Genomic DNA, 23801 nt, shown 5'->3' with positions numbered 1-23801 from the left:
TTTATATGATTTAGCTAAAGTTATCGAGATTTTGACAGATAAAGGATTAGTGGGAGCTCTAACACGAGACAGAACGTGCGAGCTTTGGTTTCAGTTATTGAAACCTTCAGAGAATTTTTAACAAACTTGCGTCGAGACAACCTAAATGAAGAAAACAATCCTATTTGCCGTTTTTATTATGTTTGGCATTGCAGTCGCTGCGAGTATGGCGTCAACCTATTTCATTTCAAGTGAAAAAATCGATGAGATAATATTGAACAAATCTCAAGTTCAAGCTGAATTCTTGGCTGGAAATGCTGGGTATATCTTAGAGAATTCGGACAACCCAGTTCAAGATTTACAAAAGCTGGTGGGTGAGCTGAAACAGCGATCTGATGTCACTTATGCCATTGTTATTGATAGTAACGTAAGTGCTGTTGCACACAGCGACAAAAATAAACTGAATAAAGTTTACGAAGATAGCTATACCGTTAAAGGCGCAACCCAAGGCGTCCAACAGTATTCAAAATGGTACGCTGATGTTCAACAAGTGTGGGTGTTTGACATCATGGCACCTATCTACGTCAACGGTGAGCTGTACGGCACCTTTGATATCGGCATTCCTATCACAGAGGTTAGCCAAGCAACGAACGGTATTATTAGCTACCAGCTCGCTTCAATGGTTTTCATTTTTGTTGTTTGTCTCGTTGTTCTATCGCTTCTTCTTAGCAAACTGATGCAGCCTCTCTTAGTATTGAAAAACACATTACACGATATTTCTGAAGGTGATGGTGACCTATCAGTACGTTTGCCTATCAAAGGGAATGACGAAGTTGCTCAAATCTCATCGGCTTTCAATGTGTTCGTTGGCAAGGTGCACGAGATTATTACTCAAACAGTGAATACGGGTGTTGAATTAAATAGCACCGCTATTGGGCTTCGTGAACAGTCACAGCAAGCATTGCAAAGAGGACAAGAGCAGAACGAACAAACCATGTTGGTCGTGACATCTATGAATGAAATGATCGCCACGGTTAATGAAATTGCGTCTAGCGCGGCTGGTGCTGCAAGCGCGGCAAACATGGCGGCAAGTGAAACTCAAGAAGGTCATAAGACGATCGAGAAGACCACAAATTCGATTGCAAACCTTGAAGCCGAAATGAATAGTGCTTCTAACATCATCGTGAGCCTTGCTGATAATACTCAGTCGATCGGTACTATTCTTGACGTTATTCGAGGTATCTCTGAGCAAACAAACTTGCTAGCACTCAACGCTGCGATTGAAGCTGCACGTGCTGGTGAAGCTGGTCGAGGCTTTGCGGTTGTTGCTGACGAAGTTCGTAACCTTGCGACAAAAACAGCACAGTCGACCGATGAAATTGACACTATGATCAACCAACTTCAAACCGAAGCTAAGAACGCTGTTAGTTCGATGAGTAATAGTAAGAGCTTAATTGAAGAGGGTACGACTGAAACTGAAATGGCTCGCCAAGCTTTGGAAAAAATTTCCACGCAAGTTTTGGCTATTCTTGATATTAATACGCAAGTCGCAACGGCAACGGAGCAGCAGTCAGCGGTAGCGAATGAAATTAATATGAACATGGATACGGTTAATAGCTCAGTCAAAAACGGTTTGAGCGCAAGTGAGAAGTTAGAGCAATCAAGTCAGCAGCTGGCAGAGTTGTCACAAGTTCTCGATCGTTATGTTGGTTCATTTAAAATCTAGACTTCCCAACATATTTCTTTGAGAGAAGTGTTGAGTCTCCAGTTATTTAATAGCGCTTATGTCATACATGAGCGCTATTTTTTTGCGATATGCAGACGCAGATACTCCGATAGAGCGCAATAGAAATGAAGAATGTACCTGCAGTGTAATATCGTGACAATTTAGCTCATTCAAAACAACGCGATCAAATAAGACAGCGACAACAAGGCGCTAATTTTCATCCTCCCATGCGTAAGGTCTAAAAATCGACTAAACAACAACTTTGACGCGACACAGAAGGTGTTCCGCATCTCATCACGATGTATAGTTATTGATAATTCATTCAGTAATTGTATCTGTAGTTGTCAGTTGATGTGGGTGTTATGAAGAAAAACGGCTTTACGTTAATGGAATTAATCATTGTTATCGTGATACTCGGTGTTTTAGCTGTGACAGCAGCTCCAAGGTTTCTTAATATCCAAGAGTCAGCGAGAGAAGCGGTGCTTGAAGGTGTTGCAGGTGCAATGGAAGGGGTAATCACGCAAGTTACGTCTAAGGCCATTATCGTTGGGCTTAATCCGGACGCAACAAACCCAGGAGATCAGAGCAACTACGTAATCGATTTTGGTATTGGTAGTGTTGAAGTCGATTGGGGAACACTTTGCCCAGAAAGCCGAGGGGAGTCTGGTGACAAATTGAACATGCTCGATTTCCTCACATTGTCAGATGATGACAGTATTATCTCAGATTATGGAAATAGACATACGGTAGTCGGATACAATCAACCTTTTAGCTACGCAGACCTGAACAGCAATAACATTACCGACGATGCCTTACCTTCGGGTTGTTATGTTATCTATGATTCTTTTGGCGGCAGGACAAGTGGAGACACATGTCCAGTAGATGGTTGTGAGTGTACAGTTCGTGTTATGAACGATGAGTGTTAAACCAAGCACATCATCTGGTTTATAGAAATTCAATAAAAAAGCGCGTTATTACGAGTTGGTAGTAACGCGCTTTTTTGTATTAGCTTATTGGTCAATCTTAGTTTGCTATTGCCGCACTTGCTGGTGGCAAGTCACGCTTCTTAATCACGTATCGCAAGCGAATTAGCATCAGCGTCGCTGAAACGCTTAATCCCGTTAGGATACCAATCCAAAAGCCTTCTTCACCCATTGCTGGAACAATATGGTCTGTTAGTCCTAGCACCATGCCGAGTGGCAGTGCCAAGCCCCAATATGAAGCGATGGCTAAGATCATTGGGATCTTAGTGTCTTTATAGCCACGTAATGCACCGTTAGCCGATGTTTGTAATGCATCGCTGAATTGGTACATCGCCGTAAAGGTCAACAATACCGCTGCTGTAGCGCTTATTGCAGGGTCGGTGGTGTAAAGCCTAATGATCCACTCAGGGAACAGTAAGAACATCGCTACTGAAAGAAGCGAGATTAATGCTGCAACTAAGATACCGACTTTGCTGCGTTCAATTGCGCCTAGTTCATCTTTCTTGCCTAGTGCATGCCCAACACGAATTGTAATGCCAAATGAGATACTCATTGGAATCACGTATGTCAGGCTCGATATATTCAGAGCAATTTGCGCCGCTGCCACGTTCTCTGCACCAATACGGCCAATCATCAGAGCGATTACCGCAAAGATACTGCCACACACCGCGATATTCATCCCGATAGGTAAACCTAATCTTAGAAGGTGTAGCATCTCTTTTGCTTTTGGCTTCGCATCTGAAAACTTGATGATGGTCTTGTAGTGGTGATGACCTTTAATGTAGGAATACAGCATTCCCGACATTAACCAATACACTAAGCTTGTCGCCCAGCCACAACCCACAGCGCCCATTTCAGGGAAGCCGAACTTACCGTAGATAAGCACGTAGTTGACCGGAATATTCACCAACAAACCAACCACAGAAATGATCATTGGTACTTTGGTGTTGTTCATACCCTCACAGAAGCCATTCAAGGTGTAGAACAGGGCAATACCCGGCACACCAAAGGCTAGGGCAAACGCATAGTCACTGCCAATTGGAATGATCTCAGCGGCTACGCCAATCCATTCTAAGATCGGTTTCGCACTCACCAAGTAAGCGATAAGCAGTACGCTCGCGATTAATGCCAACCAAACCATCTGGAAGAACTCGACAGAGATACTTTGAAAGTCACGTGCGCCGCGGTGGTAAGCGACAACAGGCGTTAGTGCCATAATCACGCCACGCAGTAACAGCAACACTGGGATCCAAAGGCTAGTGCCAAGTGCAATAGCGGCGAGGTCGGCAGGGCTTACTTGGCCAGCCATTGTCGTATCGACAAATCCCATCGCTTGGGTCGCTATTTGAGTCAAAATGATTGGAATCGAAAGATGCATAAGCGCACCCGATTCACGAGTAAAAGGACGAAGTTTCGTTAGCATGGAAGTTCACAACACCAATATAAATACACGAATGATGGCAGGATGGCCGGTGTGTATTTTAGGATGTGCCCCGTTGGGCGGGCGACAATATAAACACCTTACCGTATAGGGTCAAGCATTGGATTTATTGAGTTTCACTAGCTTTGATGTAGGGGCAGATTCTGATGGTCAAAACACAATACCAACTCACGTAAGTTATTGATTTATTGTGAATCATGCTAGATGGATAATTTCTATATTTGCCACGATAATCACTAATCTAACGGTATAAGTGATTGTTATGGAAAGACAAAGGCTAGTACAATTGGTCGCATAAGTGTATGCGTGGAATTCTTTTGATATAAATATAGAATTTTTCAGTCTATTAGTTTTTAAGGCTCTCGGAGAAATTGATGAATCGAGTAGTACAAAGAAAATATATGAAAGGGGACTGCGGGTTGCATGTATAGCAATGGTTACAGGATTACCATGTGAACGTGTCGAAGAAGTTTTCAATCAGTATCACTTGGTGGTTGATGGACAGTATTACACTATGCACAAAGATCTCATTAGAGTTTTAGATACACTGGGATTTATTGCGAAACGCAAAGGTTTGTATCTTAGAACAATGTCATTGCGCCATCCATAGTGAAAGTAAATTTGCGAGCAGGGAACCATTGGCACTGGGTTGTTAAGGTTAGTGATAGGGTTCTCCTAGACTCAACCCATCGGCTTCTTCATTTATTAATCACTTTAGAGGTCGTAAGGGATCAGGTCAGTATTTATTGATAAGTCCCAAGCTCATATAAATTGTATAAGAGTGATTCGCAAAACATTGTATTGCTCACATCTTTCGTGGGCGTTATCCCAATCGCGACATCATAAAATTTAGGAGTGGTAATGGAAGAAAAACATTGGTTAGATGTAGTGACTGCAATAGGGAGTATTGCCACCCCCATAATAGTGCTTGTTGTATCTTCGGTTGGTTGGAAAATTAAGCAAAACATAGAGCGTAAAATTGAGCTAGAGAATAAGCTTCGAGATGACCGGATTGATATTTATAATCAAATATTAGAACCGTTTATTATCATTCTCATGTCTGATGCTGCATGGGAAATGGATAAAAGAAATAGAGGTAAAAATAAGGCTGATGTAGGCTCTGCCAAGATGCTAACTCTAGAATATAGGCGGTTAGGCTTCAAGCTTGCTTTAATGGCAAATGATGAGGTTGTAAAAGCATACAACGATATGATGCAATATCTATACAACATGAATGAAAATGGTCAACCTGAAAACTTCTTAAAAGATATGATGAGACTACTTGGGACATTCTTGATAGAAATACGCAAAAGTATGGGTAATGAGGCTACTAAGCTTGACTATTGGGACATGTGTGAGTGGTGGATGTCAGACACTCGGAAAATTAAAAATGACTTATAAATCAAAATAGTAACTACTACGGCGCCAATAGCAATTTGGCGCAATCTAGCTTTTGCATACCACCACTTCTTAGCTTCAAATCTAGCGCCATATAAGCCTCCTACTGCCACAAAGCCAGAAGAAAAACAAAAAGACCAATCCCAAGCGTTACTTTTAGAAGCAAGCCAAGAGGGGCTCCACCTTTTGGCGCTTTATTGCAACATCCCATAATCAGTTCCTAAGTCATCGTTGGTTTCACTCAACCTTAAACCTTTCCCTTACGGTAAGGTCAATGCTTTCTTAGTCATATAATCTGAAAAACAAAAAAAGCGAACCAAATGGTTCGCTTTTGTTTATCTAAAATCTACAAAAATTAATCTTCGTAGTTGTCGATGCTTGGGCAAGAACAGATTAGGTTACGGTCGCCGTATACGTTGTCTACACGGTTAACTGTTGGCCAGTACTTCGAGTTCTTGGTTGCTTTCGATGGGAAGCAAGCCAGTTCGCGAGAGTAAGGGCGATCCCATTCTGCGCCTGAAAGGTCAACTTGTGTGTGCGGTGCGTTCACTAGAGGGTTGTTGTCTAGTGGCCATTCACCCGCTTTCACTGCTGCCATTTCGTGACGGATTGCTATCATCGCTTCACAGAAACGGTCTAGCTCTTCTAAATCTTCTGATTCAGTTGGCTCTACCATTAGTGTGCCAGCAACTGGGAAAGACATAGTAGGCGCGTGGAAACCGAAGTCCATTAGACGCTTAGCAATATCTTCTTCGCTGATGCCTGTGTCTTCTTTAAGTGGACGAATATCGATAATACATTCGTGCGCTACGCGGCCGTTAGTGCCACGGTAAAGAACAGGGTAGTGAGGACGTAGTTTCTCCATCACATAGTTCGCGTTAAGAATCGCTACTTTCGTTGCGTCTGTTAGGCCAGGTTCGCCCATCATTGCGATGTAAGCCCAAGAGATAGGTAAGATTGAAGCACTACCTAGATCTGCAGCTGATACCGCGTAGTCAGAACCTTGTACACCGTTTTCGATGTGACCTGGTAGGAAAGGTGCTAGGTGCGATTTAACACCGATAGGACCCATACCCGGACCGCCACCACCGTGTGGGATACAGAATGTTTTGTGTAGGTTCAAGTGAGATACGTCTGAACCGATGAAGCCAGGTGAAGTTAGACCTACTTGAGCGTTCATGTTAGCGCCGTCTAGGTAAACCTGACCGCCCGCTGCGTGAACTTGTTCACACACTTCTTTCACTTGCTCTTCGTATACGCCGTGCGTAGAAGGGTAAGTGATCATGATGCTTGATAGGTTTTCTTTATGCTTCTCGATTTTCGCTGCTAGGTCTGTCATGTCGATGTTGCCATCTTCATCACACTTAACAACCACTACCTTCATTGAAACCATTGATGCTGTTGCAGGGTTAGTACCGTGCGCAGAGCTTGGAATCAGACAAACGTTACGGTGAGCGTCACCGCGGCTTGCGTGGTAACGTTGAATCGCGATTAGACCTGCGTATTCACCAGATGCACCAGAGTTAGGCTGTAGTGAGAAATCGTCGTAACCGGTGATTTCACATAGCTTCTCTTTAAGATCTTTTGCTAGCGCTGTGTAACCTGCTGCTTGATCAAGAGGTGCGAATGGGTGAATTGAACCAAACTCAGGCCATGTTACTGGAATCATCTCAGCAGCAGCGTTCAGCTTCATCGTACAGCTGCCCAGTGGGATCATGCCGTGCGTTAGTGAGAAGTCTTTGTTCTCAAGCTGTTTTAGGTAACGCATCATTTGCGTTTCGCTGTGGTGCGTGTTGAATACTGGGTGAGTTAGGAACTCTGATTCACGACGGCAGTTTTCTGGAATTGCGGCAAACTCGTTTGATGCAATGTCAGAAGATAGTGCTTGAACGTCTTCTTTCACGTCGAAGATTGCGAACAGTGCGTTCACGTCATCGATCGTTGTTGTTTCATCTAAGCTGATACCGATCTTACCCTTAAGAAGGCGAAGGTTGATGTCTGCTGCTTGCGCTTTCGCGTACAGTGCATCTGTCTTCTCTTCAGAGTTGATCGTGATGGTATCAAAGAAGCTGTTGTTCGTTAGCTCGTAACCCGATTTAGTCAGGCCAGCTGCTAGGATAGCGGTCATGTGGTGTGTACGACGAGCAATAGTACGTAGGCCTTCTGCACCGTGGTAAACCGCGTAGAAAGACGCCATGTTTGCTAGAAGTGCTTGAGCTGTACAGATGTTCGATGTCGCTTTCTCGCGGCGGATGTGTTGCTCACGAGTTTGCATTGCCATACGTAGCGCTTGGTTACCGTGAGTATCGATAGATACGCCGATTACACGACCTGGCATTGTACGCTTATGCTTTTCACGAGTACCCATGAATGCAGCGTGTGGACCGCCGTAACCCATAGGAACACCGAAACGTTGCGCTGAACCGATTACTACGTCTGCACCCATTTCGCCCGCAGGTTTAAGTAGAGCAGAAGCAAGTAGGTCAGTAGCAACTGTAACCAGTGTTTTGTTAGCTTGAGCTTTCGCAATGATGTCTGTTAGGTCACGTACTTCACCCGTTGTACTAGGGTATTGAAGAAGCGCACCAAATACGTCTTGCTCTGGAAGTGTTTCAAGAGCACCAACCATTACTTCAAAACCGATGTACTCAGCACGAGTTTTAACAACTTCTAGTGTTTGAGGGTGAACATCGTCAGCAACGAAGAATACTTTGCTCTTACTTTTACCAGCACGCTTACACAGTGTCATTGCTTCGCCAGCCGCTGTCGCTTCATCAAGAAGGGATGCGTTCGCGATTTCCATACCTGTTAGGTCCATTACCATTTGTTGGTAATTGAGTAGAGCTTCAAGACGACCTTGAGAAATCTCTGGTTGGTATGGTGTGTAAGCTGTGTACCAGCCTGGGTTCTCTAAAACGTTACGTAGAATAACGTTTGGAGTGAATGTGTTGTAGTAGCCTTGGCCAATGAAAGTACGTTTCACTTGGTTTAGGTTAGCGATCTCTTTAAGAGAGGTCAGCATGTCCATTTCGCTCAGTGGCGCAGCAAGTGTCATTGGTTTTTCAAGACGGATTTGTGCAGGAACCGTTTCGTCGATCAGAGCGTCTAAGCTAGTCGCGTTGATCGCATCAAGCATTTTTTGCTGGTCTGCTTTATTAGGGCCGTTATGACGAGCAACAAACTCGTTTTGAGTACCCAAGTCTTTTAGTAATTGGCTTTGAAGTAATTCAGTCATGATATGTTCTACTTTCTCTTTGGAGCCGTGAGCTAGCCCCTAAAATTAAGCTGCTCTAAAGAGCAGCTTTATCGTAATGAGGAACCTATTAGTCTTCTTCGATAGAGCTTAGGTATTCTTCCGCATCTTTAAGGTTGTTTAGTTCAGACGCATCAGACATCTTCACTTTAACAATCCAACCACCTTCATAAGATTCTTCGTTAATTAACTCTGGGCTATCTTCTAATTCTTCGTTGATTTCTACGATTTCGCCAGAGATTGGTGCGTAGATATCAGAAGCTGCTTTCACTGATTCAACTAGAGAGAAGCTTTCGCCAGCTTCGATTTCGTCTCCAGTGTCAGGCAGGTCAACAAACACAACGTCACCTAGCATCTCTTGAGCGTGCTCAGAAATACCGATAGTCACAGTACCGTCACCGTTGTCTTTTACCCACTCGTGGCTGTCTGCAAACTTTAGTGTATTGTCCATTGCTTATTCTCCAAAAATTTATGAGGTTTTAATTTAAATCTTAAAAACGGTTTAACGGTAAAGAGGGAAGCGCTTGCAAAGCTCTTTAACTTGCTTGCGAACACGTTGCTCAACTTCAGCATTGCCTTCAGGGCTTTCAACTAAGCCATCAAGTACATCGCCGATCCATTCACCGATAAGTTTGAATTCTTCAGTGCCAAAACCACGAGTGGTTCCAGCTGGCGTGCCTAAACGGATACCAGAAGTAATCATAGGCTTCTCTGTATCGAATGGTATGCCATTTTTGTTACATGTGATCCCTGCACGCTCTAATGCTTCTTCAGTTACGTTACCTTTCAAGCCCTTAGGACGAAGGTCAACCAGCATTAGGTGCGTGTCAGTTCCGCCTGTCACAATGTCACAACCGCGAGTTTGCAACACTTCAGCAAGAACTTTTGCGTTGTCGATCACTGAATCAATATAAGTATTAAATTCTGGGCCAAGTGCTTCGCCAAACGCCACTGCTTTAGCCGCGATAACGTGCATTAGTGGGCCGCCTTGAAGGCCAGGGAACACTGCAGAGTTGATCTTTTTGTTGATGTCTTCGTGGTTCGTCAGAATCATACCGCCGCGTGGGCCACGAAGTGTTTTGTGCGTTGTTGTAGTAACAACGTGTGCGTGTGGTAGTGGGCTAGGGTGAGCACCTGTCGCGATAAGACCCGCGATGTGTGCCATATCAACCATTAGGATAGCGCCAACTTCGTCAGCGATTTCACGGAACTTAGCGAAATCAATAACGCGTGGGATAGCACTACCACCAGCAATAATCATTTTAGGTTGGCTTTCGATTGCTAAAGCGCGAACCGCTTCGTAATCAATTTCAAGTGTGTCGCGGTCTACGCCATATTGAACGGCGTTGAACCATTTACCAGACATTGCAGGGCGCGCACCGTGTGTAAGGTGGCCACCAGCGTCAAGAGACATACCTAGAATAGTGTCGCCAGGTTGAAGTAGCGCAAGTTTAACTGCACCGTTTGCTTGAGCGCCAGAGTGAGGCTGTACGTTTACGTATTCACATTTGAACAGCTGTTTTGCGCGTTCAATCGCGATAGCCTCAACTGTATCTACGTGCTCACAACCACCGTAGTAACGACGGCCTGGGTAGCCTTCTGCGTATTTGTTGGTTAGGCAAGTGCCTTGAGCTTGCATTACTGCTTTAGAAACGATGTTCTCAGAAGCAATAAGTTCGATTTGTTCGTTTTGACGAGTGTTCTCTGCTTGGATGCCAGCAAATACTGCGTCGTCAGTACCAGATAGGTTCGTAGTGAAAAAACTGTCTAAGCTATGGTTTTGGTAAGCGTTCATTGTCGAGACCTTTCATTAAGCTAATGGTGATTATTTTTATAGTCCATTAGGTCTTACGTTGATTTCTGCATCGGTATCGTTTGCGCTATATAGGTATAGATAAACGTGAATTGCGTTATAAATATACTCTTACAGCGTCTAAGCGATCGTTGTAGGGTCAATGCAGCACGAATTGTTTCCCAAAAAGTTCGGGTAAAAAACAGCTCTTACAAATGTTAAATCTATCATTTGCTGCAAGCCGAAGTAGCATCTCTTCATCTAACAAGTCGATAACATAGCTCCGATAAAATCAATTTTCAACAAAAATTTCCAATAGGAAACAACTTTTCTTGTTTTGCTACGGGGAGCACGCTTTATTTCTCTGTGTGCTCTTTAATCAACAAAGCGCTTCATGCAACAATGAAATTAATAGACAGGAAGCAAGAATTTAATGAGGGACCTATGTCAGAAGACATTTATGATGAGTACCCATCTTTAACGTTGGCGAAGGAAACGTTAGACCAGAATATCGAACCACTTAGGCTTGGCCAGCGTATTAAAGATATCCGCGGCAAGCTTGGGATTACGTTAGAAGAAGCGAGCCAACGTACTGGTTTAGCTCGCTCTACGCTCAGCAAAATTGAGAACGAGCAAATCTCTCCAACCTTCCAAGCGATGCAAAAGCTAGCGATGGGCTTACAAATAAACATGCCCCAACTGTTTGAGCCACCAAGGAAAAAGGTCGCAACAGGGCGTCGTGACTTAACTAAGGCCGGTCAAGGTAAACCTCACCCAACCCCAACGTACGAGCATGAACTGCTTGCAACAGAGCTGTCTAATAAGAAGATGATGCCCTTTAAGAGTCGCGTGAGAGCGCGTACTTTTGAAGAGTATAACGATTGGGTACGTCACGACGGTGAAGAGTTTTTGATGATCATCTCTGGTGATGTGATGTTCTACTCAGAATTCTATGAACCTGTGCCAATGAGTGAAGGTGATAGCATGTATTACGATGCCAATATGGGTCACATGCTTATCTCGACCAGCGCAGAAGACGCGCTCATTTTGTGGGTGACAGCAAAATAAATTAACAAAGTTGGAATTTCTTATAGTGAATGCAACCGTTTGCTATTGTTTCTAACGTTAGCCAACAAACGCGATATTGATGTGATAATCATCAATATCGCGTTTTTGTATGCATCGAAAAATTGTTTTTAAATTGTTAAATGTCACATTTTGAACTGTTTTACTATTGTTAAGGGTGTAAAACTGACTCAGGCTTGTTTATTATAGTGAACACGGTTTACTCATGTTGATTGAAGTTTACTGAAGTGAATTCTTAGAAAGTGACTTGTAGAGCTTTTGTACAGCTAACCTGATTTATCAAGCTAACGATATAAGCCTATATAAAAGACATCACTTTTTACTATCTACTGTTTCTAAGGTTAAGACGTCAAGGTGACTAACGCGAATACGCTGAGGTGACTAATGATGAGACTTATCGTTAGAGGCGACTCTAAATAGAGATATAAGCGGCAGACTCGACTTTGGACAGCCTGCAACGCTTCATGGAGAAGAAAATGACTCAAGAACACGCTAATCAAGACCTACTAACAACACCACTGCATGCACTTCATGTTGAAGAGGGTGCAAAAATGGTTCCTTTCGCTGGCTACGATATGCCAGTTCAGTACCCACTAGGTGTAAAGAAAGAGCACTTACACACTCGTGATGCTGCCGGTCTTTTTGATGTTTCTCACATGGGGCAACTTCGTCTTCATGGCGCAAACGCAGCAGCTGTCTTAGAATCTTTGGTTCCTGTAGATATTATTGACCTTCCTTCTGGTAAGCAGCGCTATGCGTTCTTTACCAACGAGCAGGGCGGCATTATGGATGACCTGATGGTGGCTAACCTAGGCGATCACCTGTTTGTTGTTGTGAACGCGGCTTGTAAAACACAAGATATCGACCACCTAACTGCGCACCTTCCAGCTGACGTAGAAATGGAAGTGATTGATGATCGCGCTCTGTTAGCGCTTCAAGGCCCTAAAGCGTCTGAAGTTCTAGCTCGTTTCCAACCAAGCGTTGCTGACATGCTGTTCATGGACGTTCAAAAAGTTGATATCGACGGCGTTGAATGCATCGTGAGCCGCAGTGGTTACACGGGTGAAGATGGCTATGAGATTTCAGTACCGAACGATCACGCTGAAGCGCTTGCTCGTAAGCTAACATCAGAAGCAGAAGTAGAGTGGATTGGCCTTGGTGCTCGTGACTCGCTTCGTCTAGAGTGTGGTCTATGTCTATACGGTCACGACCTAGATACAACAACTACTCCAGTAGAAGCTAGCCTTCTATGGGGTATTCAAAAAGTTCGTCGTACTGACGGTGAGCGTGCAGGCGGTTTCCCAGGCGCTGATATCATCCTTGAGCAAATCGCAACGAAAGATGTTCAACGTAAACGTGTTGGTCTTGTTGGTCAAACTAAAGCACCAGTACGTGAAGGTGCTGAATTGTTCGATGCTGAAGACAACAAGATTGGCGTTGTAACAAGTGGTACTGCTGGCCCTAACGCAGGCAAGCCAGTTTCTATGGCGTACGTTCGTACAGACCTAGCAGCAATTGGCACTGAAGTATTCGCTGACGTTCGTGGCAAGAAGCTACCAATGACAGTAGAAAAAATGCCTTTCGTACCTCAACGTTACTACCGTGGCTAATCTCTTTTAAGAGAAACCACTAAGTTAAATTAAAGCCTATTGTTTGCTTCTCTGTATTTGAGGGGGTTAACGGTAGGCTTTTTTGTTTTTCGCAGCGTATAAAACTTAGGATGATTGGCTAAGATAAGTTGTTTATAAATTTGTTAATAAAATGAGAGGTGTGGCCATATCGTTACAAATACTTACTATACTCAGGGTTATGTCGTGTTATGGTGCCACATATCATTTTTATAAATAAGTCGTAGTGGTTACAAGGAGTTGACTATGAATGTGAACTATACAGTGAGTCCGGTTCGTAAAGCCGTTTTAGTGCTATTGGCACCGTTCATTTATACATCTAGTGTATTGGCGACGGAAAACACGGTCGAAAGTACTCCTGATGTTGGTGTCACTCCTTATATCGTTAATGGTAGCAATGCTTCGGTCATTGAGTTTCCTTCGATAGCAAGCTTGTTCATTGATCGTAGTGGTTATGACGGTGTTTACTCAACAGACCCTTACTGTGGAGCGACTATTCTTAACCCAACCCATATTTTAACGGCAGCGCACTGTATCTATGGTGACGAGAATGCTCAGCTTTTTACTACGGTTGTTCCCCAACTAGAGAATACGTCTGAATTTCCGAATGGTAATATTCAGAAAGTTCGAGTGGCAGAGGTTTATTATCGCAGTGATTATTCGAATAGTTTAAGTAAGTTATTACCAAATGACGTTGCTATTTTAAAGCTTGAAACATCACTCAATATCGGTGCGAACATAATTCCTCCTTCCTCTGAACTTTATAGAAGCTCTAGTAGTCAATTTGTCGCTGTTGGTCATGGAGATACGGCAACAGGTCAAGATACGACTAACCGTCTTCAAAAAGTTGACCTCACATATGTTGAAAATAATGTTTGTGCAGGTGTGTTTACCGATGGTGTATCGTTAACGCAGAAACAAATATGTTTTAGTGGTGCTCAGGGAGCCTCAAATTTGTATGGTGGTACTTGTCAGGGTGATTCTGGTGGGCCGGTATATTGGTGGGATGGTTCTGCCTACCAACAAGTTGGGATTACCAGTTTTGGTCCAACAGTTTGTGGTGGTAGCTCTAGTGTGACATCGGTATTCACTGAAATCTATGACTACAGAGATTGGATTACAGATGTAGCTAATGGTGTAATTAGTAGTTCTGAAACGGTTCGAATTTCTGCAACAGATGCTAAGCGAACGGCTTATGTTAATGCACGAACTTCATCTGGCTCTGGTGGCAGCGGGGGCAGTTTATCATTTGGCTTGTTAGGTGCGTTGATGTTACTAGGTGGGTTTAGACGAGTGATATCTCGTTAGATTACTACTTCCCTATCTTAGTTAAACAAACGGCCAGTCATTAAATAATGACTGGCCGTTTTTGTTTTGTTCTATTCGTTTAAGCCGTTGAGAGTTTGGTGCTACTCGTTGATATCAATAGACTAGACGCACAAACCAGAAGACACTTTTCTACTGTACCTTTCTAGAATCTCATCCATCTCTTTTATCGCATCATTGATGCTTTTGATGCCACCTTGCGCGACATCTTTTTCATTTTGGTTCAACGCAGAAAAAGCCTGTCTTAATTCCTTGTCTTCCAACATGTTCCCGTGCAACAACACTTCTTTGTAAGTGAGTAGCCTATGCTGTACCGCGATAATTTGATTGCGGGTATTTTCTGATTCTAATGCGTGCTTTATGCAAGGAAATGCCAATGTATAGCGATTCGCAATTTCCAATTTGACGTCTTCATTATTCGCAATTTGCAATTTTTCTTATTTCCCAACACTTGAATATTCAAGTTTACTAGCCTGTACGCTCACGACCGATCTAAGTGTCAAAGTTTATGAAACGTAACGTTTTTTAATAATCGAATAATATGCCTTTAATGGCGTATGTAAACCGTTGCGAGTCAATATGGTCTGCTTCTTGCTGAAATTAGGTCATAACTGTCTATTGAGGATAAGCTTATGTCACAAGAACCCATAATCATGGCGCTGATTGATCGTAGGAAGCTCGCTAATTTGTCCCAGGAAAAATTAGCCTCAAGTGCGGGAATGAGTTTAAAAACCTATCAACGAATCGAACGTGGTGAAGCTGATATCAAAATGTCTCAGTATCGTTCGCTCACGAGGACGTTGAAAGTTACCGATTTGGATGTGGTACTGGATGTTGTTGGCGCATCACAAGCGACAGCGGAAGACGTAGCGGCGGTCAGTCGTTTACTGACCAGCGAAGAGCGCATGTTGTTAATCAAGCTGATTTTGTCGGTCAAAAAACAGCAGTAGAGTTTTGTTCCATTAGGTTATTTTGGAATACCTAGCTTTTTAATACCTAGATTTCGAATGCCTAGCGTTCGAACGAATAGGCTTTGAATCAATACTTCGAACAAATAGCCTGCAAATAAATAGCGTTAGGTATCCGTTTTTGTTCAAGAAAATAGAGTTAGAACGGTTGTTTCATGGGTGACGTGTTCACTGATGACATGAAACAATTATTCTACTCTTCCACGCAGTTGCTTAGTGGTGCTTCGTTGTTTCTTTCCTTCTAAACGTCTTTTCTGAGAGCCACGCGTCGGCTTAGTTGCTCGTCTCACTTTTTGAACTTTTGTTGCTTCCAAGATAAGTTCTTTCAAACGCACCAAAGCATCATCACGGTTTTGTTCTTGAGTTCTATACTGCTGGGCCTTAATGATAATCACGCCATCTTTAGTGATGCGGCTATCTTTGTGTGCAAGCAGTTTCTCTTTATAGAAATCTGGTAGGGTGGAGTGCTTGATGTCAAAACGTAAATGTATCGCGCTCGATACTTTATTGACGTTTTGGCCGCCTGCTCCTTGTGCTCTGATCGCAGTTAACTGGAGTTCCCAGTCTTGAATCGAAACAGAGTTAGATATTTGTAACATAAACATCCATTTTGAACGGTAATATGGGGTCATGATACTGAATATTGGTTATGGTATCAGTAACTTTCTCAAAGAGTGGTAGTAGTGATGAAAATAGATTTAACGGCATATGAAGGATTAATCTTTGATATGGACGGTACGTTGATCGATACAATGCCAGCACATGTAAAGGCGTGGCAGCAAACGGCTGAAGAATTCGGTTTTCATTTTGAAGCGTCTTGGCTGCATAGCTTAGGTGGCATGCCGAGTTATAAGATCGCGGGTGAGGTGAACAGTAAATACGGTTTATCGCTCGACCCACAAGCGGTTTCTACGTTTAAGATGGCGTCGTTTGCTGCGATTGAAGACAAAGGAGATATCATCCCTTGTACGCATTCTCTGTTATTAGAAAATTTAGGTAGCAAGAAGATTGCCGTCGGGACGGGTAGCCAACGTAAAAGTGCAGAACAGTTGTTGGACAAAACAGATATCTTGAGCAAGCTCGATATCCTAGTGACAGCAACAGACGTTAAGAATCACAAACCTAACCCAGATACCTTCTTAGATGCGTGTTTTGGTATGGGATTACAGCCAAAGCAGTGTGTTGTGTTTGAAGATACGAACTTAGGTAAACAAGCCGCTCATGCTGCGAAGATGGATTGTATTCTGGTGGTAGAAGGGAACAAGTTAGAGTTTTACCCGGCCCCAAGTTGATCGAGAGCCTAACAAGAGTGCTTGTACTGTCTATTGTTAGGCTATTTCACTCATTTCTTTGTCTAGGAATAAGCATACATTGTTTCTACCTGCTGCTTTAGCTTCGTATAACGCTAAATCAGCGCACTTGTAGTTCAGCGCTGGATCATTGGTGATGTTAGTAATGCCGCCACTCACAGTGACTACGTTATCGAGTTCAAGGCTGACAGCAATTCTCAGCCTGTTGAGAACGTATTCAGCTCCTTCTGTTGTGGTGTGAGGCAGAATAACACCAAACTCTTCGCCACCAATGCGAGCAACAAAATCTGTTTCACGGCATTCACGCTGAAGTACTTGAGCGACTGTTTGAATGACTCGATCACCGTAATCGTGCCCAAATCTGTCGTTAATGCGTTTGAAGTAGTCAATATCCAAGATAGCTAAGCAAGATTGTTCGCGAGTAGGGTAACGATTAACACGAGAACATTCGTCACGAAGTTCAAGGTCAAATTTTCTTCGATTCCAGCAACCAGCTAATGCGTCTTTTTCACTTAGATTTCTGAGCTTTTTTTCGAGTTCTTTATGTTTACTAATATCGACAAAAGAAGCGACGTAAAACTGAATCACATCTTTCGAATCTTTGATGGTTTGGATTCGTAGTATTTCAGTGATCAAAGACCCGTCTTTACGGCGATTGACCACTTCACCTTCCCAAACTCCCGTCTTGGTGATAATGCTCCACATCTTGATGTAGAACTCTTGATTGTAGCGACCAGAGGCAAACATCGAAGGCTGACGTCCTTTTACATCTTCCAAATCGTAACCACTCACGCGAGTAAACTCTTGGTTTACTTTGATGATTCGGTTATTTCGGTCAGTAATTACCAAGGCTGACATGCCATTCATCGCGGCTTTAGCCAGTTGGCTATCGATGCTGTTCTTTTTATGGTTACTGTTCCAAAGCACAAAACCTGCTGAGATCATCGAAATTAAGAAAGATAAGGTGATGATCTGTACGAATATGGCTTGTTTTTCTTGTCGGTATTGGCTGCTAAATTGTTGGTTTTCAACATGAAGAACCAAATAAATTGGTCCTTTAAATTGCTTTATTTTAGGGCTGATATCTGAGTGAAAATACCAGTTTTTACCATCAAAGTAGCTAGAAGAGGTATTTTCTTGAATGGCTTTCCAAAGCTCTGGGTAAAGCTTCGCATAGGTTTTATCTGAACGAGATTCAATAAGATGCCCAAACGATTCTTCGATATCAGGGCCCATGATGACATGTCCGGTTCTGTTAAGAATGACAGGGACGGCTGATGATGTACCGATTTGATAAAGAAGGCGGTCGTAGACCTCGAGCATATTAAGGTTAGCAATAAAGTAGCCAATAATACGATCTTCTGAGGCGACGGGTGTCATTATCCTTAGGGCTGGCATCAAAGGGTGGACGACTTCACCATTCTCAATCTCTAAATCGATACCGTTGGAGCTTACTTCTCCAATCTTCAGTCGGTGGAGATCTTTAAAGTAGCTACGAGCTGATTTGTTCTGCAGTTTATTCTCAGGAACTATTGTCGCTTTCTTGTTGTTGTAGTTGATACGGTAAACCTCGTTACCTTCTAGGTCGAGATAGCGAAGTTGAGAATAGTATTGTTGTCCGCGAGCTAACATCACCCACAGATCTTGCAGAGCTTGTTTATGAACAATTGATGGTTCTTCAATTGCGCGAAGTAACGTTTGAGAGTCTGCGATAGAAGGAACAGAATTAGATATTTGCTCAACAATAACGGCCAGTTCGTGAAAACTGTATTCGATTTGGTTTTGGCTAGACTGCTTAATATTTAGAGTATGCTGAGCATCAATTCTGTCAAGTTCAGAATTGATGTAGAGGGCAGGGACTAATCCTAGGGCAAATATGGTGCATAGAAATTGGCTGACTAGTTTTTTTATACTCGTATTCATCACTGTCCTCAAAGAATCAGCGCAATACTATATATTTTATGGGGTTTTTAATGTGATCTTAACCCAGAACTTAAAACAAGATTTGCATATAACTACGATTTTAGTGCAACTTTTTGCATTTAAGCTTGATTGTTGAGCAATCACTTCGTTAGGAAATGATTGCTAAATATAGAACGCCGCTCTGAAACTTGAGCCTAATTAATCGCGATTAATTGCCGTTTATCTAGTTAAGGACACCTAGCTTAGGCCGATAATATTTCCATTACTATCAATATCTAATGACATGAAAGCCGGTTTGTCAGGTAAGCCTGGCATGGTCATTACGTTGCCGCACAAAGCGTAGATGAAGCCGGCACCAGCACACAGTTTCAACTCTCTAACGGGTACGTCAAACTGAGTGGGTGCACCCTTTATTTGAGCTTCTGTTGAAATCGATAATGGCGTTTTTGCCAAACAAACCGATAGGTCGCCATAGCCGTGTTGGTTGAACTCAGTCAGTTGTTTTCTTGCCAGTGGTGATAGTGAAATACTTGCTGCGCCGTATCCGACTTCAGCGACTGCCATCAGTTTCTCTTCTAAGCTTTGCTCAGAGTAGTACAAAGGCTTAAATTTACTCACTGTTTGGCATGCTTTTACCACGGCGTGAGCCAACTGAATTGCACCTTCGCCACCTTGACCAAAAGCTTCACTTACTTCAACGCTGACACTTGGGTCAAAGTCGATGATCATTTGTTTCAAAGCATCGAGCTCTTGAGCTGAATCTTGTGGGAATCGATTGATCGCTACGACAGTAGGTACTTGGTATTGTTTAACGTTGTTGATATGCCATTTAAGGTTCTCAAAGCCTGCTGTGAGCGCGTCTTGATCGTCATTAAAGATTGAATCAGGTAATGGAGTACCCGGTCTCAAATCGTATAAACCAGAGTTGGCTTTTAATCCGCGTAATGTTGCGACAACTACGGCGCAATCGGGCTTCTTGTTCGACGCTTTCACCTTGATGTTACACGCCTTCTCAAAACCCATGTCTGAGCCGAAACCACCTTCTGTCACGACGAAGTCACTCAGCTTTAACGCGATCTTATCAGCAATAATAGATGAGTTACCGTGTGCGATGTTAGCGAAAGGCCCCGCGTGTATTAGAGTAGGAACGCCTTCAAGGGTTTGCATCAATGTTGGTTCAATAGAGTCCTTCATGGTTACTGTCATAGCGCCCGCGACGTTGAAGTCTTCTGCGGTTAATGGCGAACCTTGATTGCTGTATGCGAGTACGACACGGCCGATACGCTTGCGTAGGTCTTGCAGATCATCGGCAAGAGCGAGAATAGCCATCAGCTCTGAAGCGGCTGAGATATCAAAACCATCTTCCCGTTCAAGGCCATTAATTGTTTTGTCTGCTTCGTTTTTGCCTACTGTGATCATGCGTAATGCACGGTCATTATGGTCCAGTACACGTCGCCAAACGATTCTACTAGGATCAATGTTGAGCGCTTTTAAGCCTGAACGTGCTTCAAAGGCTTCTAACCCTTCACGGTGTTCATGATATAAGCGTGCATCAATGGCTGCAGAGGCGAGGTTATGAGCGGCTGTCACGGCATGAATGTCACCAGTGAGGTGAAGGTTTAATTGCTCCATAGGGGCGACTTGAGAGTAACCACCGCCCGCTGCGCCGCCTTTTACACCAAATACTGGGCCCATTGAAGGCTGGCGAATGCAGGCCATCGCAGATTGGTTAATCTTTGCGAGGCCTTGTGCTAATCCAATAGTAGTGACTGTTTTGCCTTCGCCAAGAGGCGTTGGTGTGATAGCGGTCACCACGACCAATTTACCATCTTGTTGGTTGGCGAGGCGTTCAAGTGATGTCAGAGACACTTTAGATTTGTATTGCCCTAATGGCTGATGTTCGTTGTGTTGCAGGCCAGCTTGTTTGGCAACTTCACTGATGTTTTTAAGGGGAGTAGAGCGACAAATATCAATATCAGATAGCATATTTGATCCTTATATCAGAACCGAAAGGTGGTACGTAAACGTTTGCGTGGCGATAGTACTGTATAAATTTGCCAAGTAAAGGCAAACCACACGAATTATGTGCTGGAAGATAACAGATCTAAAGAGTCATTGCGCGAGATCAAATCTTAAACGAGCAAAATATTCGATCTGACTGCCTTCAGCTGCCGTTATATTAGTGCTGAATACAAAAAGGGCTGCATATAGCAGCCCTTCAGGAATGGATAATCTAGCTGGTAATCAACCTCAATGAGTTAACAACTTGGCATGGTTGATTAACGATCCCAGTATGTTTCTTCTAAGCTATCTTCGCGTTCAGGTAGCGCACGAGAAAGGCGTGGAGAGTGCTGAGTCAGCACCTCATAGCTTACACGGTTTGCGTATTTACAAATTTGAGACAGTGAAGAGTAAGTTAGACAAGCGTGCTCATGTTTTTCTGAGTTTGGCACATTCACGTGGTGGTAGCTGTTTGCTGCCATGTCGTGAAGTAGTGCTGAAAGTGCACCATCACCAGCACCGTTGGTGTTCTTAATCTCAAGTGGGCCGCCTAAGTAAGGGCCAATGTGAGAGTACACTTTTACTGGGTCTTTACAGTCTTGCTTACGCATCGCACGGCTGAATTCGTATTTGTTAAATTCAGGAATGTTACCCGGCAGTAACGGAAGCGTTGTTTCGCGTTTCGCTGGTTCGTCAGTGTAGCCTGCCATGTATAAGCCGACAGGGCCTGCAGTGCAGAGAACTAGGTCAACCCACTCAAGAGCTTTGTTCGCAGCCAATAGCGGATCTTTTTCACCCGTTAATGCTTCACCTTCATCTTCGTTCATCGCGACGATGGTTACGTTCTCTTTCAGGTATTCTTGCCACCATTCAGCGTTACCTTCGATTACGTACTTCGTGCCAAGTGTAAGTACAACTGGCACATTGTACGCTTTCGCGTATTCAATCGCTTTTTGTACCGCTTTTGGCATCGGATCTTCAGGCTTACCGCGCATTAAGTATGAAGACACAACTAATGCAGACGCTTTTTCAAAAATCTGTTCAGGAATACTTTCAGGAAGCAGCTGGTTCATGTGTCCTTCGTTGATCGCAAACGTACGTTCGCCATCTTCGGTAATGAGCGTGTAACAACGACCAATGGGACCATCAACGGTTTGTAAGTGGTTTAAGTTCATACGAGAAGAAGTGCGGCAAAGGTAGCGGTAACCAAATGAGCCAACTTCAATCTTCTTAGACATTACGCCAAGTAGGACAGATTTGCTGTCTGCAAGAACAGAATAGTTGTGCAGTGTGTTGCCGATAGTATCGCCAGGGTATTGATGCGTGATCAAACCGCGCTCAACTAACTCTTCATACAGCGCATCTGCTTTACTTTCTTCCAAAACCAGTGAGTGGCCTTTACTCAGCTCGTATTTTTCTAGGAACTCGTTGTCAACACGGGCTTCGATATCAACAATCGTTTGACCTATACCGACAACTGTTGCGCGGTGTAGCTTAGGTGTTTGTTGAATTTGGTTGACCAACGGATCACGTGCGTGAGTTGGAAAGTAGTGCTTAGATTTACGCTGTCCAGGAAATTTCATATGACAAATACAGTGAAAAAATTTTGCCGCATGATATCACATTTTGTTTCTGTTTCTTTCATTTTTATTACATTTTGAATCACCTGCACAATGTCTGTACAGATGATTCAGCTTACTTTTGCTTCAGACCATTCGTGTGAGACTATTCGGCTGGAACGAGTGTTGCCGGATCTACGTAAGCCTTTGTACCCCAAAGCGGAACGGTTGATAGGCTATGTTTGAAACTGCCTTCTGTTTCTTTGGTTGTGTAAGACAAGTAAAGCAGCGATTGATTCTCAGCATCGTAGATACGACGAACCTTCATCGTTTTGAAGAAGATACTTTTCGATTGCTTGAATACCACTTCACCTGATTTACTTTTGTCTATTTTAGCAATCATTTCTGGAGTGATTTCGCCCGTTTGACGACAAGAGATAGAGCTATCGCTTGGATCGGAAAGACTCAGATTTGCTTCGATTGATGCAATGTGACAAGTCACTCCTTCGATCTTATCATCATCTAACGATGACATTTTGATATCCTTCATTGTGAAGAATCCAAGAGAGACGTCGCCAACCTCGTTGTCCGAACAGCCTGCCAACATTGTGATGATACCTGCTGCTATTAAGGCTTTTTTCATAAGAAGTCCTTTTTATTTATATAGTTCTGTTTACTATAAGGATATTGAAAGCTTGAATACGAGTGTAGAGCTTTTCACCGAGTTCTTAAAGGGTGTTATGAGAGAATGAAAAATATGAAGCATTTAAAGTACTTGTTGGCGTTAGTCATGCTCTGTATCCTTTCTGCATGTAGCTCGGCTCCTACGCCGACCATATGTCTCCCAAATAACTGTGATATTTGGGGTTACTAATCTTAGGTACTAAAAGAATGAATAACGAAATACCTGAAAGCGCACATAAGAAAAACCAATGGCTGTTTAGCCAACTCGACATTGCTTATCCCGCAAAGGAGAGCTTGCTAGGTCGAGAACTTTATCAAAGCAGACTCCCATCCAAGAATTACCAACTCCTCGCTCAAGATCAAATTCCTTCCCAAATTGATGAACTGCATAAAGTCGATTTCCATAAACTGACGGTACTTTTTTCACTTAACCAAGCCAGTGTTTATCACGATGAAACCGAAAGAGCACATATGCTTGAGTTTTTGAGTCAGATTATGTTGTCTGATGAGCATGTTTTATACATTGGAACTCAAAATGGTGATGTTGTGGCGAGTGCTATTGTCACAGAGGTGGAAGAGTCTCTGTTGATCTCCGACGTGATTATTGAAAACGGTCAAGATATCAACGGCTTTGCTAAGCAGTTACATGATTTTTGGGCACAAGATCATGCTTCTCACGATAAAGTGTGGGTCGAGAACTAAAGATTCTTTGAGAAAGCGTTAATCTAAGTACAATACCCCATC

At 43.2% G+C, this 23801-nt stretch carries 19 protein-coding genes; 9 read left to right on the top strand and 10 right to left on the bottom strand.

Going from position 1 to position 23801, the window contains the following annotated elements; genetic code table 11:
* Positions 1-178 precede the first annotated feature (178 nt).
* Positions 179-1705: a methyl-accepting chemotaxis protein gene (locus tag L3V36_RS13550; RefSeq protein WP_208774922.1), complete on the top strand. Its 1527-nt coding sequence runs from the start codon at positions 179-181 to the stop codon at positions 1703-1705.
* A 362-nt stretch (positions 1706-2067) separates the two neighbouring features.
* Positions 2068-2631, top strand: a complete 564-nt coding sequence (locus L3V36_RS13545) for a type II secretion system protein (protein WP_267136746.1) — start codon at positions 2068-2070, stop codon at positions 2629-2631.
* 97 nt (positions 2632-2728) lie between these two features.
* On the opposite strand, the gene L3V36_RS13540 is transcribed toward L3V36_RS13545, so the two are convergent.
* Positions 2729-4111, bottom strand: coding sequence for an MATE family efflux transporter (locus L3V36_RS13540; RefSeq protein WP_208774861.1), 1383 nt, complete (start codon positions 4109-4111; stop codon positions 2729-2731).
* 879 nt (positions 4112-4990) lie between these two features.
* Between L3V36_RS13540 and L3V36_RS13535 the strand changes: the two genes are divergently transcribed.
* Complete coding sequence (locus tag L3V36_RS13535) at positions 4991-5530, top strand: hypothetical protein (protein ID WP_102491741.1); 540 nt, start codon at positions 4991-4993, stop codon at positions 5528-5530.
* A gap of 352 nt (positions 5531-5882) precedes the next feature.
* Here L3V36_RS13535 and gcvP read toward each other — a convergent pair whose 3' ends face one another.
* The 3 genes from gcvP to L3V36_RS13520 form a co-directional block, all read right to left on the bottom strand.
* Positions 5883-8762 (bottom strand): aminomethyl-transferring glycine dehydrogenase, encoded by a 2880-nt coding sequence (gene gcvP, locus L3V36_RS13530; protein WP_208774859.1) that lies wholly within the window; start codon positions 8760-8762, stop codon positions 5883-5885.
* Positions 8763-8850: 88 nt separating this feature from the next.
* Positions 8851-9231 carry a glycine cleavage system protein GcvH gene (gene gcvH / locus L3V36_RS13525; protein WP_004730871.1) on the bottom strand — a complete coding sequence of 127 codons (381 nt, stop codon included), beginning with the start codon at positions 9229-9231 and terminating at the stop codon, positions 8851-8853.
* Positions 9232-9282: 51 nt separating this feature from the next.
* Positions 9283-10575 (bottom strand): serine hydroxymethyltransferase, encoded by a 1293-nt coding sequence (locus L3V36_RS13520; RefSeq protein ID WP_017082299.1) that lies wholly within the window; start codon positions 10573-10575, stop codon positions 9283-9285.
* Positions 10576-11016: 441 nt separating this feature from the next.
* Here L3V36_RS13520 and L3V36_RS13515 point away from each other — a divergent pair, with 441 nt between their 5' ends.
* From L3V36_RS13515 to L3V36_RS13505, 3 genes are all read left to right on the top strand, one after another.
* Positions 11017-11640 (top strand): XRE family transcriptional regulator, encoded by a 624-nt coding sequence (locus L3V36_RS13515; RefSeq protein ID WP_017082298.1) that lies wholly within the window; start codon positions 11017-11019, stop codon positions 11638-11640.
* A gap of 494 nt (positions 11641-12134) precedes the next feature.
* Complete coding sequence (gene gcvT / locus L3V36_RS13510) at positions 12135-13268, top strand: glycine cleavage system aminomethyltransferase GcvT (RefSeq protein WP_029223675.1); 1134 nt, start codon at positions 12135-12137, stop codon at positions 13266-13268.
* Positions 13269-13532: 264 nt separating this feature from the next.
* Complete coding sequence (locus L3V36_RS13505; protein ID WP_151417336.1) at positions 13533-14594, top strand: serine protease; 1062 nt, start codon at positions 13533-13535, stop codon at positions 14592-14594.
* Positions 14595-14716: 122 nt separating this feature from the next.
* Here L3V36_RS13505 and L3V36_RS13500 read toward each other — a convergent pair whose 3' ends face one another.
* The gene (locus L3V36_RS13500; protein WP_017086313.1) at positions 14717-15043 is read right to left on the bottom strand and encodes a hypothetical protein; all 327 of its coding nucleotides are present in this window, start codon (positions 15041-15043) and stop codon (positions 14717-14719) included.
* A 201-nt stretch (positions 15044-15244) separates the two neighbouring features.
* Here L3V36_RS13500 and L3V36_RS13495 point away from each other — a divergent pair, with 201 nt between their 5' ends.
* Positions 15245-15562, top strand: a complete 318-nt coding sequence (locus L3V36_RS13495) for a helix-turn-helix transcriptional regulator (RefSeq protein ID WP_004730913.1) — start codon at positions 15245-15247, stop codon at positions 15560-15562.
* A 206-nt stretch (positions 15563-15768) separates the two neighbouring features.
* On the opposite strand, the gene arfB is transcribed toward L3V36_RS13495, so the two are convergent.
* The gene (gene arfB, locus L3V36_RS13490) at positions 15769-16179 is read right to left on the bottom strand and encodes an alternative ribosome rescue aminoacyl-tRNA hydrolase ArfB (protein WP_004730912.1); all 411 of its coding nucleotides are present in this window, start codon (positions 16177-16179) and stop codon (positions 15769-15771) included.
* 87 nt (positions 16180-16266) lie between these two features.
* Between arfB and L3V36_RS13485 the strand changes: the two genes are divergently transcribed.
* Positions 16267-16872, top strand: coding sequence for a beta-phosphoglucomutase family hydrolase (locus L3V36_RS13485; protein ID WP_029224228.1), 606 nt, complete (start codon positions 16267-16269; stop codon positions 16870-16872).
* Between the two features lie 36 nt (positions 16873-16908).
* Here L3V36_RS13485 and L3V36_RS13480 read toward each other — a convergent pair whose 3' ends face one another.
* From L3V36_RS13480 to L3V36_RS13465, 4 genes are all read right to left on the bottom strand, one after another.
* Positions 16909-18813, bottom strand: coding sequence for a diguanylate cyclase (locus tag L3V36_RS13480; protein WP_017082293.1), 1905 nt, complete (start codon positions 18811-18813; stop codon positions 16909-16911).
* A 237-nt stretch (positions 18814-19050) separates the two neighbouring features.
* On the bottom strand, positions 19051-20799 hold the full coding sequence (locus tag L3V36_RS13475; RefSeq protein ID WP_102447368.1) for a formate--tetrahydrofolate ligase: 1749 nt from the start codon (positions 20797-20799) through the stop codon (positions 19051-19053).
* A gap of 293 nt (positions 20800-21092) precedes the next feature.
* Positions 21093-22397 carry an inosine/guanosine kinase gene (locus L3V36_RS13470; RefSeq protein ID WP_004730908.1) on the bottom strand — a complete coding sequence of 435 codons (1305 nt, stop codon included), beginning with the start codon at positions 22395-22397 and terminating at the stop codon, positions 21093-21095.
* 142 nt (positions 22398-22539) lie between these two features.
* Complete coding sequence (locus L3V36_RS13465; RefSeq protein WP_017079179.1) at positions 22540-23016, bottom strand: CreA family protein; 477 nt, start codon at positions 23014-23016, stop codon at positions 22540-22542.
* Between the two features lie 248 nt (positions 23017-23264).
* Here L3V36_RS13465 and L3V36_RS13460 point away from each other — a divergent pair, with 248 nt between their 5' ends.
* On the top strand, positions 23265-23759 hold the full coding sequence (locus L3V36_RS13460) for a hypothetical protein (RefSeq protein WP_029222120.1): 495 nt from the start codon (positions 23265-23267) through the stop codon (positions 23757-23759).
* The last annotated feature ends 42 nt before the right edge of the window (positions 23760-23801 follow it).

The sequence above is a fragment of the Vibrio sp. G-C-1 genome (assembly GCF_021728015.1).
GTDB classification, from domain to species: domain Bacteria; phylum Pseudomonadota; class Gammaproteobacteria; order Enterobacterales; family Vibrionaceae; genus Vibrio; species Vibrio splendidus.
Note: the sequence above shows the minus strand (reverse complement) of the source record. Positions and strands in the feature narration are given on the sequence as shown.

Coding starts and splice junctions, on each gene's coding strand:
- L3V36_RS13495 (WP_004730913.1), top strand. CDS start 15,245: ATGTCACAAGAACCCATAATCATGGCGCTGATTGATCGTAGGAAGCTC.
- L3V36_RS13460 (WP_029222120.1), top strand. CDS start 23,265: ATGAATAACGAAATACCTGAAAGCGCACATAAGAAAAACCAATGGCTG.
- L3V36_RS13550 (WP_208774922.1), top strand. CDS start 179: ATGTTTGGCATTGCAGTCGCTGCGAGTATGGCGTCAACCTATTTCATT.
- L3V36_RS13520 (WP_017082299.1), bottom strand. CDS start 10,575: ATGAACGCTTACCAAAACCATAGCTTAGACAGTTTTTTCACTACGAAC.
- L3V36_RS13475 (WP_102447368.1), bottom strand. CDS start 20,799: ATGCTATCTGATATTGATATTTGTCGCTCTACTCCCCTTAAAAACATC.
- L3V36_RS13540 (WP_208774861.1), bottom strand. CDS start 4,111: ATGCTAACGAAACTTCGTCCTTTTACTCGTGAATCGGGTGCGCTTATG.
- L3V36_RS13545 (WP_267136746.1), top strand. CDS start 2,068: ATGAAGAAAAACGGCTTTACGTTAATGGAATTAATCATTGTTATCGTG.
- L3V36_RS13535 (WP_102491741.1), top strand. CDS start 4,991: ATGGAAGAAAAACATTGGTTAGATGTAGTGACTGCAATAGGGAGTATT.
- gcvH (WP_004730871.1), bottom strand. CDS start 9,231: ATGGACAATACACTAAAGTTTGCAGACAGCCACGAGTGGGTAAAAGAC.
- L3V36_RS13470 (WP_004730908.1), bottom strand. CDS start 22,397: ATGAAATTTCCTGGACAGCGTAAATCTAAGCACTACTTTCCAACTCAC.
- arfB (WP_004730912.1), bottom strand. CDS start 16,179: ATGTTACAAATATCTAACTCTGTTTCGATTCAAGACTGGGAACTCCAG.
- L3V36_RS13480 (WP_017082293.1), bottom strand. CDS start 18,813: ATGAATACGAGTATAAAAAAACTAGTCAGCCAATTTCTATGCACCATA.
- L3V36_RS13485 (WP_029224228.1), top strand. CDS start 16,267: ATGAAAATAGATTTAACGGCATATGAAGGATTAATCTTTGATATGGAC.
- L3V36_RS13505 (WP_151417336.1), top strand. CDS start 13,533: ATGAATGTGAACTATACAGTGAGTCCGGTTCGTAAAGCCGTTTTAGTG.
- gcvT (WP_029223675.1), top strand. CDS start 12,135: ATGACTCAAGAACACGCTAATCAAGACCTACTAACAACACCACTGCAT.
- L3V36_RS13465 (WP_017079179.1), bottom strand. CDS start 23,016: ATGAAAAAAGCCTTAATAGCAGCAGGTATCATCACAATGTTGGCAGGC.
- L3V36_RS13515 (WP_017082298.1), top strand. CDS start 11,017: ATGTCAGAAGACATTTATGATGAGTACCCATCTTTAACGTTGGCGAAG.
- gcvP (WP_208774859.1), bottom strand. CDS start 8,762: ATGACTGAATTACTTCAAAGCCAATTACTAAAAGACTTGGGTACTCAA.